The sequence below is a fragment of the Kitasatospora sp. NPDC001683 genome (assembly GCF_053596495.1).
The window spans coordinates 67,013-80,948 of the sequence record NZ_JBSFGK010000007.1 but is presented as its reverse complement, the minus strand read 5'-3'; the positions used below and the strand labels follow the sequence as shown (position 1 = coordinate 80,948).

Below are 13,936 nucleotides of genomic sequence, written 5' to 3'. Positions count from 1 at the left end.
GCGCATGATCGATGAATTCGCGAAAGACAACCTGCACGGGAGACTGCGGCGGGACCGCGAGGCGCTGCTCTGGAAACTCGACGGCTTGTCCGAGTACGACGCCCGCCGACCTTTGACAGCGACCGGGACCAACCTCCTCGGCCTGGTCAAACACGTGGCCAGCGTCGAGGCCAGGTACTTCGGCGAGGTCTTCGACCGCCCTTCCCCGGAACCGCTGCCCCGGTGGCAGGACTCCAACGGCAGCGATCTGTGGGCGACCGAGGACGAGACCCGCGATCAGATCATCGGGTTCTACCGGCGCACGTGGGAACACTCGGACGCGACGATCAACGAGCTTCCCCTCGACGCCCCCGGCCACGTGCCGTGGTGGCCGGAGCCCTATTCCAACACGAACCTGTTCACCATCATGGTCCATGTCCTCGGCGAGTCCAACCGCCATGCCGGGCACGCCGATATCCTGCGCGAGGGCCTCGACGGCCGGACCGGGGTGCGCCCCGAACACGAGAAGCAGATCGACGAGGAAGCCCGCGCAGCCTACTGCGCGAAGATCGAGCAGGCCGCCAGGGCGGCCGCACCAATCAAGGCTTAGAGGTTGTCTCATGTGACTTGATGTTCGTGCGGCATGATGGCGGTCGTGGGTGCTGATCTATCGAAGTGTCTGGTTCCTGATGAACTCTGGGAGCTGACCGCCCCGTTGCTGCCGTCGTTCGCTGGTGGTGGGACCGCTCCGTGTGACGAGCGGGCCGTGTTCACGGCAGTGGTGTACGCGCTGACCAGCGGCTGTGCCTGGCGGCATCTGTCGCCGACATTCGGTACGTCGCCCGCCACCGCGTATCGCCGCTTCACGGTATAGACCGAGGCCGGCCTATGGCGTCGGCTGCACCGGGCGGTGCTGGACGAACTCGGGGCCCGGGGCGAGGTGGACTTGACCTCAGCAATCGTCGCGGCGGCCTCCGTTCGCGCCAACGGGGGATCGCTGATCGGGCCGAACCCGGTCGATCGCGGCAAGAAGGGCAGCATGCGGCCACGGACGCCGATGCCCGTGGGGCCATCACCGCGCCTCGGGCCCGCCCGGAGGTGATGGGCGGGCGCCGACCGAGCGGTCGCCGCCACGTGGTCGGCGGCTCCTGTTCAGCCGTGCGAGGTCGGGCCGCCGCGCGGACGGAAGGTGACGTCGGCCATGCGCAGCAGGCGGTGGACGGACCCGTACGACCTTTCGTACTTCTCGGCGATCTCGCGAACGGACGCCCCGGCGTCGTACATCTGACGCATGTCGCGGGCGAGGTTGTGACGTTCGGCGTCGCCGGCCTGCCCGCCTGGGTCGAATCCTGTCATGTTCCGACCCCTCCTCTCCTGTCGGCAGGGCAAGACTGCGGCGCTCACCTTCCCGCTGGGGCCGCGCGTCGGCCTCGATCCGGCGGATCTGGTGGCGGGCCATCGCGAGGTTGGCGCGCGCGGTCCAGGACGAGGTAGAGGAACAGGCCGCTGCCCCCGGGGCGGGTCAGTGGCCTGATCAGGTGATACTGGTGGGTGAGCGTGGTCAGGGTGTCCTCGATCTGCTCGCCGTGCAGACCGAGCGTGTCCAGGGAGCGGGAGGCGGCGCGGAACATGTCCGGTGGTGCCGGCCGCCGCGAGCTCCAGGTCCTGGGCGGCGCCGAGCGACCCCAGAGCCATCCCGCTCCCGGAGTCGACCACGGCGGCACCGAGCGCCCCGTCGATGGTCATCGCATCCTTGAGGGCACTGTCGACGTTCGCCATCTGCTCCTCCTCACCAGGTCGTTGGTTTCGAAGGCTACGGATGAGGCCGGCTTCGGCCGTGGCGATGACCACTGTTGATCATTACCGCCTCAAGCCGGGCGTATGTCGATCTGCGATGATCGCAACTTGAAGAATTCTTCAATTTCATAGATGATGCTGCCTTGTATCCGGCAGGGGTGTGGCCGCGCGCGGCAGCGCCGGCGGCGAGGAGGGGCGCATGAGCGACGTTTTCGGCCAGGAGCTTCGTGAGCAGCTCGCCGAGGCGCGCCGGCAGCGGGCCAGCGCTCGGGCGGCCGGCGACGAGGACGGCGCGCAGGCGTACGCCGGACGCATCACGCAGCTCCTGCGGATCGCCGCCCACCACGGCATCGAGGTCGAGCGCACCGTCGAGGAAGAGGAAGAAGACTGAGCATGGCCGTCCCGCTGTACCAGGCCAAGGCGGAGTTCTTCCGTACGCTCGGCCACCCGGCGCGCATCCGCGTGCTGGAACTACTCCAGGACGGTCCGCGCCCGGTGCGCGAGTTGCTCGCCTCGATCGAGATCGAGCCGTCCAGCCTCTCCCAGCAGCTCGGCGTCCTGCGCCGCAGCAATCTGGTCACCGCCACCCGTGAGGGCAACACGGTGGTCTATGCGCTGAGCACGCCGGACGTCGCGGAGCTGCTGCGGGCCGCGCGCCGCATCCTCACTGAGATGATCACCGACCAGGGGACGCTGCTCGCCGAGTTGCGCGGGGCCGACGTGCAGGACGTCCGGGAGAAGACCGCGTGAGTGCCGTACAGCCGACCCTTCTGAACCGTGCCGCCGGACGCGTCCGCGCCGTTCTGCCGAATCGCCCGATCCTCGCCACCATGGGCCGCTCGCCGCGCAAGGACCTGCTGGCCGGCCTGACGGTGGCGATCGTCGCCCTGCCACTCGCCCTCGGCTTCGGCGTCGCTTCCGGCGCCGGCGCCGAGGCCGGGCTGGCCACCGCTGTGGTCGCCGGCGCCCTGGCCGCGATGTTCGGCGGCTCCAACCTCCAGGTCAGCGGCCCGACCGGCGCCATGACCGTGGTCCTGGTGCCGATCGTGCACCAGTACGGCACCTCCGGCGTGCTCACCGTCGGTTTGATCAGCGGTGCACTGCTGATCGCTCTCGCGCTGGGTGGCGCCGGCCGCTTCATGGCCTACGTCCCCGCCCCGGTGGTGGAGGGCTTCACCCTTGGCATCGCCGGCGTGATCGGGCTCCAGCAGGTGCCGGCCGCGCTCGGCGTCAAGAAGGGCGACGCCGAGAACGTCGTGGTTGTGGCGGCCCAGGCCGTTGCCGACTTCGTCCGCCACCCGCACCCGGCGGCGATCGCGGTGGCGCTCGGCGTCGCCGCCGTGATGCTGGCCGGTGCCCGGTGGCGCCCCGGCATCCCGTTCTCGCTGCTCGCCGTCGCAGCCGCGACCCTGGCGGCCCACTTCGTCCACCTGGACGTGGCGACCATCGGTCACCTTCCGGCTGGACTGCCGATGCCGTCCCTGGGGTTCCTGGACCTCGGCGCCGTTCCGCATCTGCTCACCGCCGCCTTCGCGGTCGCGGCGCTGGCGGCGCTGGAGTCGCTGATGTCGGCGACCGCCGCCGACGCGATGAGCGTGTCCGAACGCCACGACAGCGACCGGGAGTTGTTCGGTCAGGGAGTGGCCAATCTGGTCGCCCCGCTGTTCGGCGGCGTGGCCGCCACCGGCGCGATCGCCCGCACCGCCGTCAATGTCCGCTCCGGCGCCGCCTCCCGGCTCGCCGCCCTGGTCCACGCAGCCGTGCTCGCCGTAGTCGTCTTCGCCGCCGCACCCCTCGTGCAGGACATCCCGCTGGCCGCGCTCGCCGGTGTGCTGATCGCCACCGCCGTCCGGATGGTCGAGGTCGCCTCGCTGCGGGCGCTGGCCCGCAGCGGCCGCGGCGAGGCTGCCATCCTGGTTCTCACCGCCGCCGCCACTCTCGCCTTCGACCTGGTCACCGCCGTCATCGTCGGCCTGGCCGTCGCCGGGATCCTGGCCCTGCGCCAGGTCGCACAGTCCGCGAGGCTGCAGCAGGTACCCCTGCACGACGGTCTCCCTCCGGCCGACCACCACGAGGAGGAGCAGGCACTGCTCGCCGAGCACATCGCCGCCTACCGGATAGACGGCCCGGTGTTCTTCGCCGCCGCCCACCGCTTCCTGCTCCAGCTCGCCGAGACCGCCGACGTCAAGGCCGTCATCCTGCGCATGTCCCAGGTCACCGCCATCGACTCCACCGGCGCCCTCGTCCTCGGCGACGCGATCAGCAAGCTGGAGCGGCACGGCATCCTGGTACTGGTGTCCGGCGTCAAGCCCGGCCACCGGCGCACCCTGGACGCGCTCGGCGTCCTGGACGATCTGCACGCGGCGGGCCGGGTCTTCGCTCACACCCCCGATGCCATCGCCCACGCCCGCACCGAACTGCACACCACCGGCGTCCTGGCGGATGCCACGGTATGAAACGGAGCCGACCGATGACCGCACCCAGCGAGCCCCGGAGGTGAAGCGCCGCTGGGGACGCCGGAACTGGCGCGAATGGGACGACGTTCCGCCCGCCCGCGAGGACCCGCCCATCGCCTCCGGGCGGCACCTCACGCTGTCCCTTCCGACGCTCCCGTCCTCGATTCCGCTGGCCCGGCACACCGCACAGATCCGCTTCACCACGTGGGGCCTGCCGCGCGAAGCGGCTGTCCTGGACGCCGCTTTGCTGATCGTCACCGAGCTGGTGACCAACTGCGTGCGCCACGCCGCCGAGCGCTCACCCCAGCTCGGGCTGACCGTGAGCCTGGGGGACAGCTACCTCGAAGTTTTGGTGGCCGACCAGCACCCCCGCGTGCCGAGGGTGTCGGCCCGCGGGGGCCTGCAGGTGATCGCCGAACTCGTCTACGACTTCGGCGGCCGCCTCGTCATCGCCCCCTCCACCCTGAGCGCGGGCAAGACCGTGCGCGTTCAACTGCCCCTGCCCGCCAAGCCCGCACCCTGACCCGGAAGGACGCCCTTGCGCTTCGAGATCACCCCCTACGACGATCACGGCGCCCCGACGGCCCCTGACGTCGTCGACCTGACCACCCTGCGCGAACGCCTCGCCGACGCCGCCCTCACCGGCCAGCGCCTGCACATCCGCCCCCGGCCCCGCCACGACCGCCCCGCCACCCGACCCCAGGAGAACCGGCCATGAGTGACGCCACCTCGGAGGAGAAGAGCCGGCGCAAGGCCATGCTGATCCGGGCCGGGATCTACATCCTCGGGACCCACCTGCTCGCCGTGTAGCCGGTTGTCGCGATGAGCAGCGCGGTCCCCTCGAAGCCCGTCGCCAATGATCAGATTGCTGCCGCCGCCGATGATGAGCAGCGGCTCACCGATGGCATCGGCAGCGCGCGCTGTCCCGACGATCTCGGCGTCGGTGGTCGCGGTGACCAGTCGGCGGGCCGGTCCGCCGAGGCGGATGGTGGTCAGTGGGGCGAGGGGATGTCGTGGAGTTCCTGCACGGCGTCAGACTAGGTGGTCGTTCAAGGAGATGGCCGCAGAGGGCCCGGCTGCGTGATCCCTCTCCCGTGTTCGTGGCCGTCGATGACTTCGAGACGGCCCGCGGCTGGCCCGGGACAACGGCGTGGAGATTCTGCCGGACGACGTGAACCGGACGGTTCCCGACCAGTGACCGACCGGGTCGGCCGAACTCTTGTCAGCAGTAGGCCGACCCTCCGGATCCCGCTTCTGATGACAGGTCGAAACCGCGACGCCTGGCGCTGCGTTCAAGGTCCTCAAGGTCCACGCCGGCCAGCGCCAGCGCCCAGGCGTCGCCCTGCTCGGCGGCCCTCGCCTGGGTCCGTCGCAGCTCGACGGCCCGGCGGCGCAGCATCTCCTCGGACCCGTCGTCCATCCGATTTCCCCTGTCGCACGTGGCAGGACCTGGTGCGGCGCCGCCGGGTGGCTTCCGCCGCAGAGGTGGGGCCGCCCCGGCGTCGGTTCCAGGGCGGCCCCACCGCGGGAGGCGCTTCCGGGGGCCTCCCGTGCAACGACTTTATCATTTGCTAAGATTCGCAACTGCGAGGACAGCGAAGGGAGCCGGAGTGCGTATCTCGCCGGGCCGAAGAGCCGTGGTGTCGTCCGCTCCGTACCTGGCGCCGGACGGGCCGTGCTGCACCGCGCCAGGTGTGCGGCACCACCGCCGGTGGCCCGGGCTTCCGCTCCCCCTGCTGGTCGGCGGGGCTGTCCTTGAGCTCACCGCCGCCCTTTCGGTGTGGTGTCTCCGACGGGAGGGCGGCGGTGAGCATGCAGTGGGAGCTTGAAGAGATGGATGGCGTCGGTGTCCTTCGGCTCACGGGGTACCTCGGCGAGCGGGTGGTGCGCCGGTTCCACGGTGCGTTCGACTGGGCCCGCGCACGCTGCACGGGCCCGCTGGTGATCGGCCTGTCCGGCTTGCTCGGCTGGAGCCAGGAAGGCGAGGCGGCGATCGTCGATGCCGCCGGCCGGCTCGGCACCGACCGTTCGCCACTGATGTTGTGTGGCCTTCGCGACCGGGCGGCGCCGCTGTTCGCGACCGGTGCCGCCCTCGGCCTCATGCGCGTCTGTTCTGACCTGCAGACCGCGCTGGCGGCCCTGGGCGTGACCGCAGACTCGCGGTCCCGACCATGAGTGATCCGCGACCTCCCCGCCGAGCTCGCCCGCTCTGACGATGGACTTCGCCCCGGAAGCCGTGCGTTTGCGGGCGGCGATAAGTGACTTGCCCCGGCCGGACTTTCTCTCCAGAATCCGGCCCATGAACGATCTTCCCAGGACGGACTTCTCCGTCAAACCCATGCTTGTCGGACGAAAGGTGACCCTGCGTCCGTTCCTGCTGACCAGGACGCTCCGGCCCTGCGTGCGATCCTGCAGGACCCGGAGGTCGGCCTGCTGACCGGCAGCGACCACGGCCCGGTCGAGCCGGAGCCCTGGAACGAGGCCGCCGAGAAGCAGATGCGCGCCTGGTACGGCACCCGGCACGAGCGGTCGGACCGGTTGGACCTCGCCGTCGTCGAACGGGCGAGCGGGGTGTGCGTGGGCGAGGCCGTGCTGAACGAGTGGGACGGCGGCAACCGCAGCTGCAGCTTCCGCATCGCCCTGGCCCCGGCCGGACAGGACAGCGGGCTGGGCGCCGAAGCGGTGCGGCTGATCGTCGGCCACGCTTCGAGCGCCTCGGCCCGCACCGGGTCTCGCTGGGGGTGTCCGCCTTCAACCCGCGCGCTCGGCGCGCCTACGAGAAGGTGGGGTTCGTCGCGGAGGGCGTCAAGCGCGACGCCCTGCGGTATGACGGAGCCTGGGTGGACCAGATCACGATGTCGATTCTCGGCCCCGGGTGGGAACGGCACCGCGGCCGCCCCACTATCGCGCGCTGACCGCCGCAGCCCCACCTGCGAAGCCCGGTCGGGGCGCCCTTGTCGATCACATGAACTGAGCAATTGCTAAAGTCGAACCAGATAGAGGTCCGCTTTCGAGCGCTGATGGAGACGGTGACGACGTGAACGCCGAAGCCCCCACCCCGCCTCCGGTGATCAGCGTCCCGCTGTACCAGCTGAAGGCCGAGTTCTTCAAGACGCTCGGCCACCCCGTGCGGATCCGGGTCCTGGAACTGCTGAGCCAGCGAGAGCACGCCGTCGCCGAGATGCTTCCCGAGGTCGGCGTGGAGGCCGCCCACCTGTCCCAGCAACTCGCCGTGCTGCGCCGTGCCCGGCTCGTCTCCTCCCGCCGCGAGGGCTCCACGGTCTACTACCGCCTCACCACCCCCGAGGTCGCCGAACTCCTCACGGTCGCCCGGGGGATCCTCAGCGACGTCATCACCGGCCAGGCCGAACTGCTGGACGATCTGCGGACGACCACCTGAGGCCGCCCTGCCGATAGCCTGCCGGGCATGATCATCGAGATCCGCACCTACCGTCTGCACCCCGGCACCCGGGAAGAGTTCGTCCGCGTCATGCGCGAGGAGTCCGTGCCGCTGCTGCGCGCGCACGGCATCGACGTCGTGGACTGCGGCCCGTCCCTGGTCGACGAGGACGGCCACGAAGAGGCCTACCTGATCCGGGCGTTCCCCTCCCTCGCACACCACCGCGAGCGGGAGGACACGTTCTACGGCAGCGACGCCTGGCGCCTGGGGCCGCGCGAGGCCATCGTCTCGCGCATAGCGAGCTGCCACAGCATCGTCGTCGCGGCCTCCGAAGCGGCGATCACGGCGCTGCGGCGCTGAGCCCCGGCCGCCCGTTCCCCCGTAGGGCTGAACCGGCCACCTGGCATGCTGTTCTGCGAACCCCAGCAGTTGCTAATCTGCGAAAGTCCGCAAGACAGTCACGTTCCGCGAAGGCCTGCGCACGCAGGCGGACGGAACCGGCTGCGGGGAGAGCCCTTGCCGGGGCGGAGAGGTCTGAGACGTGGGTCTGCTGCGCAAGATCCGTGACACCGGACGGGTGGCCGAGCCGGCCCCGCCCGCACCCACCGCCGAGGACGTCCCGCCCCAGGCCCGCGCTCTCGGCGGCTCGGTGCAGGTACGGCACGTGGACGCGGGCTCGTGCAACGGCTGCGAGATCGAGATCGGCGGCGCGTTCGGCCCGGTCTACGACGCGGAGCGGTACGGGGCCCGGCTGGTGGCCTCGCCCCGGCACGCGGACGTGCTGCTGGCCACCGGTCCGGTGACCCGGAACATGGCCGAGCCGCTACGCCGCACCTACGAGGCAGCACCGGAGCCCCGGCTGGTGGTCGCGGTGGGCGACTGCGCGCTCGACTGCGGCCTGTTCGCCGGTGCTTACGGCGTCCAAGGCGCCGTGAGGGACGTGGTGCCGGTGGACCTGGAGGTGCCGGGCTGCCCGCCCGAGCCGGCCGCGATCGTGGCGGCACTGCGCAGGGTGACCGGCCGGTGAACACGATCGGCCCGGCCCTCGGCGTCGCGAGCGCGCTGGCCGCCGCCGGCAGTGCCGCCGCGCTGCTGGTACCCGAGCGCGGGCGCGCGGGCGCTGTCGGCGTGTGCACCGCCGGGGTCGGCGCGGCCGGCGCCGTGGCGGGGGCGGCGGCGCTGGGCGGCGCCCACTGGGCGGCCCGGTTACCGGAGTTGCTCCCACTCGCCGGGGTCGACCTCACCGTCGACGCCCTCTCCGGGCTGTTCATGGCCGTCTCCGGCGGCGTGGTGGCCGCGGTCGCGGTGTACGGGATCGGCTACACCGGCCACGGCCTGACGGCCCGCCCGGTGCAGGCGCTGCTCCCGGTCTTCGCCTGGACCCTGCTCATGGTGCCGACCGCCGCGAGCGTCTCCACCTTCCTACTCCTGTGGGAGCTGATGGCGGCCGCCTCGCTGCTGCTGGTGCTGGCCGAGCACCGGCACCGGCGCCAGGTCCGCGAGGCCGGGCTCTGGTACGCGGTGATGACCCATCTCGGCCTGGTCCTCCTGCTGGTCGCCCTGCTGCTGTTCGCGGCCCGCGCGGGTGGGCAGTCCTTCACCGCCCTGCGCGCCGCTGCCGGCGCCCTCTCACCCGCCGTCCGGGGCACGGTGTTCGTCCTGGCGCTCGCTGCGTTCGGGTCCAAGGCAGGCATGGTCCCGCTGCACGCCTGGCTGCCCCGGGCCCACCCGGAGGCCCCCAGCCACGTCTCCGCGCTGATGAGCGCCGCCATGGTCAACCTCGGCGCGTACGGCCTGGTCCGCGTCGGCCTCGACCTGCTCGGCGGCGGGCCCCGCTGGTGGTGGCTGCTGACCATCGCCCTCGGCGCGCTGTCGGCGGTGTACGGGATCGTCCAGGCGGCCGTCGCCACCGACCTGAAACGCCTGCTGGCGTACTCGACCTGCGAGAACCTCGGCCTGGTCCTGCTCGGCGTGGGCGCAACCGGACTGTTCTCCACCGGCGGCGACCGGCCGCTGGCCGCGCTCGCCCTGGCCGCGGCCCTGCTGCACGTGATCAACCACGCGGCGTTCAAGGCACTGCTGTTCTGCGCGGCCGGCTCGGTGCTGCGGGCCACCGGCACCCGGGACCTGGACGCCCTCGGCGGGCTGCGCGCCCGGATGCCGGTCACCTGCGCGCTGTTCGCGGTCGGCGCTTTGGGCGCGGTGGCGCTGCCGCCGGGAAACGGCTTCATCAGCGAGTGGCTGCTGCTGCAATCGCTGATCCACGGCCTGGCCGTGCCCGGCGTAGCCACCGCGGTGGTGCTGCCGGTGGCGATCGCCGCGATCGCCCTGTCCGCCGGCCTGGCGGCGGCGGCCTTCGTGAAGGCCCTGGGCGTCGGATTCTTCGCCCGTCCGCGCAGCACCGCCGCCGCAGCCGCCGTCGAGAGCCCGCGGACCATGCTGACGGGCTTGGGCCTGCTCACCGCCGCCTGCGCCGCGCTGGCGCTGTTCCCCGGGGTGCTGGCCGACGCTCTGGCCCGGGCCACCGCCGCGTCCGGGCTCGCCGGAGGCCATCCGGTGGACGCGCCCGGACTGCACCTGCGCCTGGCCCAGGTGTCCGGGGTCCTCGCCCCGCTCTGGCTGGCGCTCGCCCTGGTCGCCGCCGTCCTCCTGCTCGCCCTGTTGCTGCGGCTGGCGGCCCGCAAACCCCGGCGCAGGCAGGCCCCGCTCTGGGACTGCGGCGCGGGCGCGCCCACCGCCCGGATGGAATACACCGCGACCTCCTTCGCCGAGCCGCTGCAACGGGTCTTCGACGACGTCCTCGCCCCGGAACAGGACATCGACGTCACCCCGGTGCGCGAGGCCGCGTACCTGGTGGAACGCATCCGGTACCAGCGGACGGTGCCCGACCGCGTCGAACACCGGCTCTACCGCCCAGTGTTGGCCCTGCTCGCCGAGACGGGCCGGGCCGCCCGCCGACTGGCCGACGGCAGCGTCCACCGCTACCTCGGTTACGGATTCCTCGGCCTGATCACCCTGCTGGTCGCGCTGGCGGTGACCAAGTGAGCGAGCGATGGCGGCACCCCCGGCCGGCGGCTGGGGAAGAGGTCACAATCGGGAGGTGCGCGTGCGCGAATGCCCCGGCCGAGCGCCGAGGGCACCCCCGGCCGAAGGCTAGGGGAGAGGCGGGCACATGAGCGTCGTCGGGGCGGCGGCGATGGTGGCCCAGACAGCCCTGGTGGCGGGCGGCGCGCCGTGGCTCGCCGGGCTGATGCGCCAGGTCCGGGCCCGCCTGGAGGGCCGCGCCGGGCCCGGCCCCGGCCAGCCCTGGCGCGACCTGCGCAAACTGCTGCGCAAACGACCGGTCACCGCCACCGGCACCGGCTGGGCATTCCGCACCGCCCCGCTGCTGCTGGTCGCCACCACCGCCGTGGTCGCCACCCTGGTACCGCTGGCCTCGACCCACACCCCGGTCAGCGACTCCGCCGACCTGATCGTCGTGGTCGCGCTGCTCGCTCTGGGCACAGTCTCGCTCGCGCTGGCCGGCCTGGACACCGGGACGGCCTTCGGCGGCATGGGCGCCTCCCGCGAGATGACGGTGGCCGCCCTGGTCGAACCGACCCTGCTGATGGCGGTCTTCGCACTGTCCATCCCGGCCGGCTCCACCAATCTCGCCGCGATCGTCGCCGGTGCGGCCCACGACCCGGCCCGGCTCGCCACCCCCACCGGGCTGCTCGCCGCCTTCGCCCTCGCGGTGGTCGTCCTCGCCGAAACCGGCCGGCTGCCCGTGGACAACCCGTCCACCCATCTCGAACTCACCATGATCCACGAGGCGATGGTGCTGGAGTACGCCGGGCCGGACCTCGCGCTCGTCGAACTCGGCGCCCAGATGCGGCTGACCGTACTGCTCGGCCTGCTCGCCTCGCTCTTCACACCGTGGGGCATCGCCACCGGCGCCGGGGTGGCGGCCGTCCTGCTCGCGCTGGTGCTGTTCGCCGTCAAGGTCGCGTTGCTCGGGGCGCTGCTGGCCGCGGCCGAGGTGTTCTGGGCCAAGGTCCGCCTGTTCCGGGTGCCCGAACTGCTCGCCGGCTCCTTCCTGCTCGCGCTGCTGGCCGTGGCCTCCTCCTACTTCCTCACCGGAGAGTGAGCCCGTCGATGAATCCCTGGACCCGACGCCGATGAGCGACGGCATCTTCACCCAATTACTCGACCTCGCCTGCGGAATCCTGCTGCTGGCCGCCGTTCTGGTGCTGTGGCGGCGCGAACTCTCCGCCATCGTCCGGGTGTTCGCCGCCCAAGGCGCGGCACTCGCCGCCATCGCGGCGCTGCTCGCCGTCCATGAGCACCGCTGGGACCTCTTCGGGGTGGCCGCCGGCATCGCCGTCCTACGGGCCGGCGTGCTGCCCCACCTGATGCGCCGCGCGCTCACCGCCAGCGGCGGCACGCAGGAGACCACACCACTGGTCAACGTCGCCGCCTCGCTGCTGACCGCCGCCGCGCTCACCCTGCTCGCGTACGCCGTCGCCCGCCCGCTCACCGAACTCGCGCCCTCGCCCGCCACCCGAGCGCTGCCGGTCGGGCTGGCCGTCGTCCTCATCGGCTTCTTCGCCCTGGTCACCCGCCGCCACGCGCTCTCCCAGGTGGTCGGCTTCCTGCTGGTCGACAACGGCATCACCGCCGTCGCCTTCCTCGCCACCTCCGGCGTCCCGCTGATCGTCGAACTCGGCGTCTCCTTCGACGTTCTGTTCGCCGTCCTCGTCCTGCAGATCCTCACCACCCGGATGCGCGCCGCCTTCGGCAGCACCGACCTCGACGACCTGCGAAGGCTGCACGACTGATGCCCCCCGATACCTCCGCGCTCCTGCTCACCCTGCCAATCGCGACGCCCACCGCCGTCGCGGCCGGCTACGCCGCCACCGGCTGGCGGCCCGCGACCGCGTGGGCCGGGCTGCTCTCCCCGGCCGCGATCCTGGCCTGTGCCGCCGCCCTCGCCACCGACGTGCCCGGTCACGGGCCGCGCTCCGCGTACGGGGGGCTACTGCGCGCCGACGCGCTGGCGGTGTGGATCCTGCTCGGCGTCGGCGCGGTCGGCACGCTCGCCTGCGCTGCGGCCCCCGCCTACCTGGCCGCCGAACGCGCCGGCGGGCACGCCGACGAGGGCTCCGCGCGGCGCTTCGGCGCCCTCGTGCACCTGTTCCTCGCGGCCATGGCCCTGGCCACCCTCACCGCCAACCTCGGTGTGCTCTGGGTCGCCGTCGAGGCCACCACCATCGTCACCGCCTTCCTGGTCGGCCACCGTCGCACCCGCGCCGGCGTCGAGGCCGCCTGGAAGTACGTGGTCATCTGCTCGGCCGGCATCGCCCTGGCCTTCCTCGGCACCGTCCTCGTCTACTACGCCGCCCGGCACGCCGGCATCTCCGAGGCCAAGGCCCTGGACTGGCCGACCCTGCTCGCCCACGCCGACCGCCTCGACCAGCGCACCGTACGGCTCGGCACGGCCCTTGCCCTGCTCGGGTTCGGTGCCAAGGCCGGCCTCGTCCCGCTGCACGCCTGGCTGCCCGACGCCCACAGCCAGGCCCCCGCCCCAGTCTCGGCGCTGATGTCCGGCGTCCTGCTGGCCGTCGCCTTCACCGCCGTCCTGCGCTACAAACTGATCGCCGACGCCGCACTCGGCCCCCACTTCGCCCGCAGCATGCTGCTCTGGACAGCGCTGATCACCCTCGCCCTCGCCACGGCCCTGCTGCTCGGGCAGCGGGACTACAAGCGCCTGCTCGCCTATTCGAGCATGGAACACATGAGCCTGATCGCGCTGGCCGCCGCCGTCGGCAGCCGGCTGGCGCTGTCCGCCATGCTGCTGCACATGGCCGGCCACGGGCTCGCCAAGGGCGTCGCGTTCTGCTCCTCCGGGCACATCCTGCACCTGACCCGCACCACCCGGATCGGCCGGGTGCGCGGCCTGCTCGCCCGTGCCCCCGCGCTCGGCGGCACCTTCGGCCTGGCCGTCCTCGCCCTGCTCGCACTGCCGCCGTTCAGCCTCTTCGCCTCCGAACTCGCCATCGCCCGCGCCGGGTTCGCCTCCCCACTCGGCTGGGCCACCACCTTCGCACTGGCCCTCGTCCTGGCCTCGTTCGCCGCGATCACCGCGCGCACCGCCCGGATGCTGCTCGGCCCCCGACCTGCCGACGCGGCGGCGGCCCCGGAGCGTGCCGGGTTCGCGGTGTGGGTACCACTGGCGGGCGGACTCGCAGTCTGCGCGGCCCTCGGCGTCACCATCCACCCGCTGAACGAGCTGCTGACCGCCGCCGCGCAGATCGGAGGCCACTGA

The 13,936-nt window shown here is 72.3% G+C and carries 19 protein-coding genes and 3 pseudogenes; 18 read left to right on the top strand and 4 right to left on the bottom strand.

Annotated features, from left to right (window positions below; genetic code table 11):
* Positions 1-4 precede the first annotated feature (4 nt).
* Positions 5-589 carry a DinB family protein gene (locus ACWCYO_RS05900; protein ID WP_449783510.1) on the top strand — a complete coding sequence of 195 codons (585 nt, stop codon included), beginning with the start codon at positions 5-7 and terminating at the stop codon, positions 587-589.
* A 33-nt stretch (positions 590-622) separates the two neighbouring features.
* Positions 623-853: a transposase gene (locus ACWCYO_RS05895; RefSeq protein ID WP_449783509.1), complete on the top strand. Its 231-nt coding sequence runs from the start codon at positions 623-625 to the stop codon at positions 851-853.
* A gap of 278 nt (positions 854-1,131) precedes the next feature.
* Here the strand turns inward: ACWCYO_RS05895 and ACWCYO_RS05890 are convergent, their stop codons facing one another.
* Complete coding sequence (locus ACWCYO_RS05890; protein ID WP_270141233.1) at positions 1,132-1,335, bottom strand: helix-turn-helix domain-containing protein; 204 nt, start codon at positions 1,333-1,335, stop codon at positions 1,132-1,134.
* A gap of 67 nt (positions 1,336-1,402) precedes the next feature.
* Positions 1,403-1,758, bottom strand: a pseudogene (locus tag ACWCYO_RS05885) (hypothetical protein); the annotation flags it as partial.
* A 217-nt stretch (positions 1,759-1,975) separates the two neighbouring features.
* On the opposite strand from ACWCYO_RS05885, the gene ACWCYO_RS05880 reads away from it, so the two are divergent.
* The 6 genes from ACWCYO_RS05880 (at position 1,976) to ACWCYO_RS05855 (ending at position 5,042) form a co-directional block, all read left to right on the top strand.
* On the top strand, positions 1,976-2,167 hold the full coding sequence (locus ACWCYO_RS05880) for a hypothetical protein (RefSeq protein WP_270141232.1): 192 nt from the start codon (positions 1,976-1,978) through the stop codon (positions 2,165-2,167).
* Between the two features lie 2 nt (positions 2,168-2,169).
* Positions 2,170-2,526, top strand: coding sequence for an ArsR/SmtB family transcription factor (locus ACWCYO_RS05875; protein WP_270141231.1), 357 nt, complete (start codon positions 2,170-2,172; stop codon positions 2,524-2,526).
* A gap of 80 nt (positions 2,527-2,606) precedes the next feature.
* Entirely contained in the window at positions 2,607-4,232 is a 1,626-nt protein-coding gene (locus ACWCYO_RS05870; RefSeq protein WP_270150779.1) for a SulP family inorganic anion transporter, read from the top strand.
* A 40-nt stretch (positions 4,233-4,272) separates the two neighbouring features.
* On the top strand, positions 4,273-4,755 hold the full coding sequence (locus ACWCYO_RS05865) for an ATP-binding protein (RefSeq protein ID WP_449783508.1): 483 nt from the start codon (positions 4,273-4,275) through the stop codon (positions 4,753-4,755).
* A 15-nt stretch (positions 4,756-4,770) separates the two neighbouring features.
* A complete protein-coding gene (locus tag ACWCYO_RS05860; protein WP_270141228.1) occupies positions 4,771-4,950 on the top strand; it encodes a hypothetical protein in 180 nt (59 codons plus the stop codon).
* Positions 4,947-5,042 carry a DUF6126 family protein gene (locus ACWCYO_RS05855; RefSeq protein WP_449783507.1) on the top strand — a complete coding sequence of 32 codons (96 nt, stop codon included), beginning with the start codon at positions 4,947-4,949 and terminating at the stop codon, positions 5,040-5,042. The genes ACWCYO_RS05860 and ACWCYO_RS05855 overlap by 4 nt, the downstream gene beginning before the upstream one ends.
* Here ACWCYO_RS05855 and ACWCYO_RS05850 read toward each other — a convergent pair.
* A pseudogene (locus ACWCYO_RS05850) lies at positions 5,036-5,260 on the bottom strand (UDP-N-acetylmuramate dehydrogenase); the annotation flags it as partial. The gene ACWCYO_RS05855 and the pseudogene ACWCYO_RS05850 overlap by 7 nt on opposite strands.
* A gap of 194 nt (positions 5,261-5,454) precedes the next feature.
* Positions 5,455-5,652, bottom strand: coding sequence for a hypothetical protein (locus ACWCYO_RS05845; RefSeq protein ID WP_449783506.1), 198 nt, complete (start codon positions 5,650-5,652; stop codon positions 5,455-5,457).
* Between the two features lie 392 nt (positions 5,653-6,044).
* Between ACWCYO_RS05845 and ACWCYO_RS05840 the strand changes: the two genes are divergently transcribed.
* The 10 genes and pseudogenes from ACWCYO_RS05840 to ACWCYO_RS05795 all read left to right on the top strand — a co-directional run bounded on the left by ACWCYO_RS05840 (position 6,045) and on the right by ACWCYO_RS05795 (position 13,936).
* Positions 6,045-6,407 (top strand): hypothetical protein, encoded by a 363-nt coding sequence (locus tag ACWCYO_RS05840; protein WP_449783560.1) that lies wholly within the window; start codon positions 6,045-6,047, stop codon positions 6,405-6,407.
* 222 nt (positions 6,408-6,629) lie between these two features.
* Positions 6,630-6,884 (top strand): annotated as a pseudogene (locus ACWCYO_RS05835) (GNAT family N-acetyltransferase); the annotation flags it as partial.
* An 89-nt stretch (positions 6,885-6,973) separates the two neighbouring features.
* Positions 6,974-7,147 (top strand): GNAT family N-acetyltransferase, encoded by a 174-nt coding sequence (locus tag ACWCYO_RS05830; RefSeq protein ID WP_449783505.1) that lies wholly within the window; start codon positions 6,974-6,976, stop codon positions 7,145-7,147.
* Positions 7,148-7,302: 155 nt separating this feature from the next.
* Positions 7,303-7,632, top strand: a complete 330-nt coding sequence (locus ACWCYO_RS05825; protein ID WP_380332644.1) for an ArsR/SmtB family transcription factor — start codon at positions 7,303-7,305, stop codon at positions 7,630-7,632.
* Between the two features lie 27 nt (positions 7,633-7,659).
* On the top strand, positions 7,660-7,992 hold the full coding sequence (locus ACWCYO_RS05820; RefSeq protein ID WP_449783504.1) for an NIPSNAP family protein: 333 nt from the start codon (positions 7,660-7,662) through the stop codon (positions 7,990-7,992).
* A gap of 181 nt (positions 7,993-8,173) precedes the next feature.
* Positions 8,174-8,659 carry an NADH-quinone oxidoreductase subunit B family protein gene (locus ACWCYO_RS05815; RefSeq protein WP_449783503.1) on the top strand — a complete coding sequence of 162 codons (486 nt, stop codon included), beginning with the start codon at positions 8,174-8,176 and terminating at the stop codon, positions 8,657-8,659.
* The gene (locus ACWCYO_RS05810; protein WP_449783502.1) at positions 8,656-10,677 is read left to right on the top strand and encodes a proton-conducting transporter transmembrane domain-containing protein; all 2,022 of its coding nucleotides are present in this window, start codon (positions 8,656-8,658) and stop codon (positions 10,675-10,677) included. The genes ACWCYO_RS05815 and ACWCYO_RS05810 overlap by 4 nt, the downstream gene beginning before the upstream one ends.
* 127 nt (positions 10,678-10,804) lie before the next feature.
* Positions 10,805-11,758: a respiratory chain complex I subunit 1 family protein gene (locus ACWCYO_RS05805; protein WP_449783501.1), complete on the top strand. Its 954-nt coding sequence runs from the start codon at positions 10,805-10,807 to the stop codon at positions 11,756-11,758.
* 31 nt (positions 11,759-11,789) lie between these two features.
* On the top strand, positions 11,790-12,449 hold the full coding sequence (locus ACWCYO_RS05800; RefSeq protein ID WP_449783500.1) for a hypothetical protein: 660 nt from the start codon (positions 11,790-11,792) through the stop codon (positions 12,447-12,449).
* Positions 12,449-13,936, top strand: a complete 1,488-nt coding sequence (locus tag ACWCYO_RS05795) for a proton-conducting transporter transmembrane domain-containing protein (RefSeq protein WP_449783499.1) — start codon at positions 12,449-12,451, stop codon at positions 13,934-13,936. The genes ACWCYO_RS05800 and ACWCYO_RS05795 overlap by 1 nt, the downstream gene beginning before the upstream one ends.

Bases quoted from the DNA above. Each gene is read 5' to 3' on its own strand.
- ACWCYO_RS05880 (WP_270141232.1), top strand. From the start codon at position 1,976: ATGAGCGACGTTTTCGGCCAGGAGCTTCGTGAGCAGCTCGCCGAGGCG.
- ACWCYO_RS05845 (WP_449783506.1), bottom strand. From the start codon at position 5,652: ATGGACGACGGGTCCGAGGAGATGCTGCGCCGCCGGGCCGTCGAGCTG.
- ACWCYO_RS05805 (WP_449783501.1), top strand. From the start codon at position 10,805: ATGAGCGTCGTCGGGGCGGCGGCGATGGTGGCCCAGACAGCCCTGGTG.
- ACWCYO_RS05875 (WP_270141231.1), top strand. From the start codon at position 2,170: ATGGCCGTCCCGCTGTACCAGGCCAAGGCGGAGTTCTTCCGTACGCTC.
- ACWCYO_RS05900 (WP_449783510.1), top strand. From the start codon at position 5: ATGATCGATGAATTCGCGAAAGACAACCTGCACGGGAGACTGCGGCGG.
- ACWCYO_RS05820 (WP_449783504.1), top strand. From the start codon at position 7,660: ATGATCATCGAGATCCGCACCTACCGTCTGCACCCCGGCACCCGGGAA.
- ACWCYO_RS05800 (WP_449783500.1), top strand. From the start codon at position 11,790: ATGAGCGACGGCATCTTCACCCAATTACTCGACCTCGCCTGCGGAATC.
- ACWCYO_RS05795 (WP_449783499.1), top strand. From the start codon at position 12,449: ATGCCCCCCGATACCTCCGCGCTCCTGCTCACCCTGCCAATCGCGACG.
- ACWCYO_RS05855 (WP_449783507.1), top strand. From the start codon at position 4,947: ATGAGTGACGCCACCTCGGAGGAGAAGAGCCGGCGCAAGGCCATGCTG.
- ACWCYO_RS05890 (WP_270141233.1), bottom strand. From the start codon at position 1,335: ATGACAGGATTCGACCCAGGCGGGCAGGCCGGCGACGCCGAACGTCAC.
- ACWCYO_RS05870 (WP_270150779.1), top strand. From the start codon at position 2,607: ATGGGCCGCTCGCCGCGCAAGGACCTGCTGGCCGGCCTGACGGTGGCG.
- ACWCYO_RS05840 (WP_449783560.1), top strand. From the start codon at position 6,045: ATGCAGTGGGAGCTTGAAGAGATGGATGGCGTCGGTGTCCTTCGGCTC.
- ACWCYO_RS05895 (WP_449783509.1), top strand. From the start codon at position 623: ATGATGGCGGTCGTGGGTGCTGATCTATCGAAGTGTCTGGTTCCTGAT.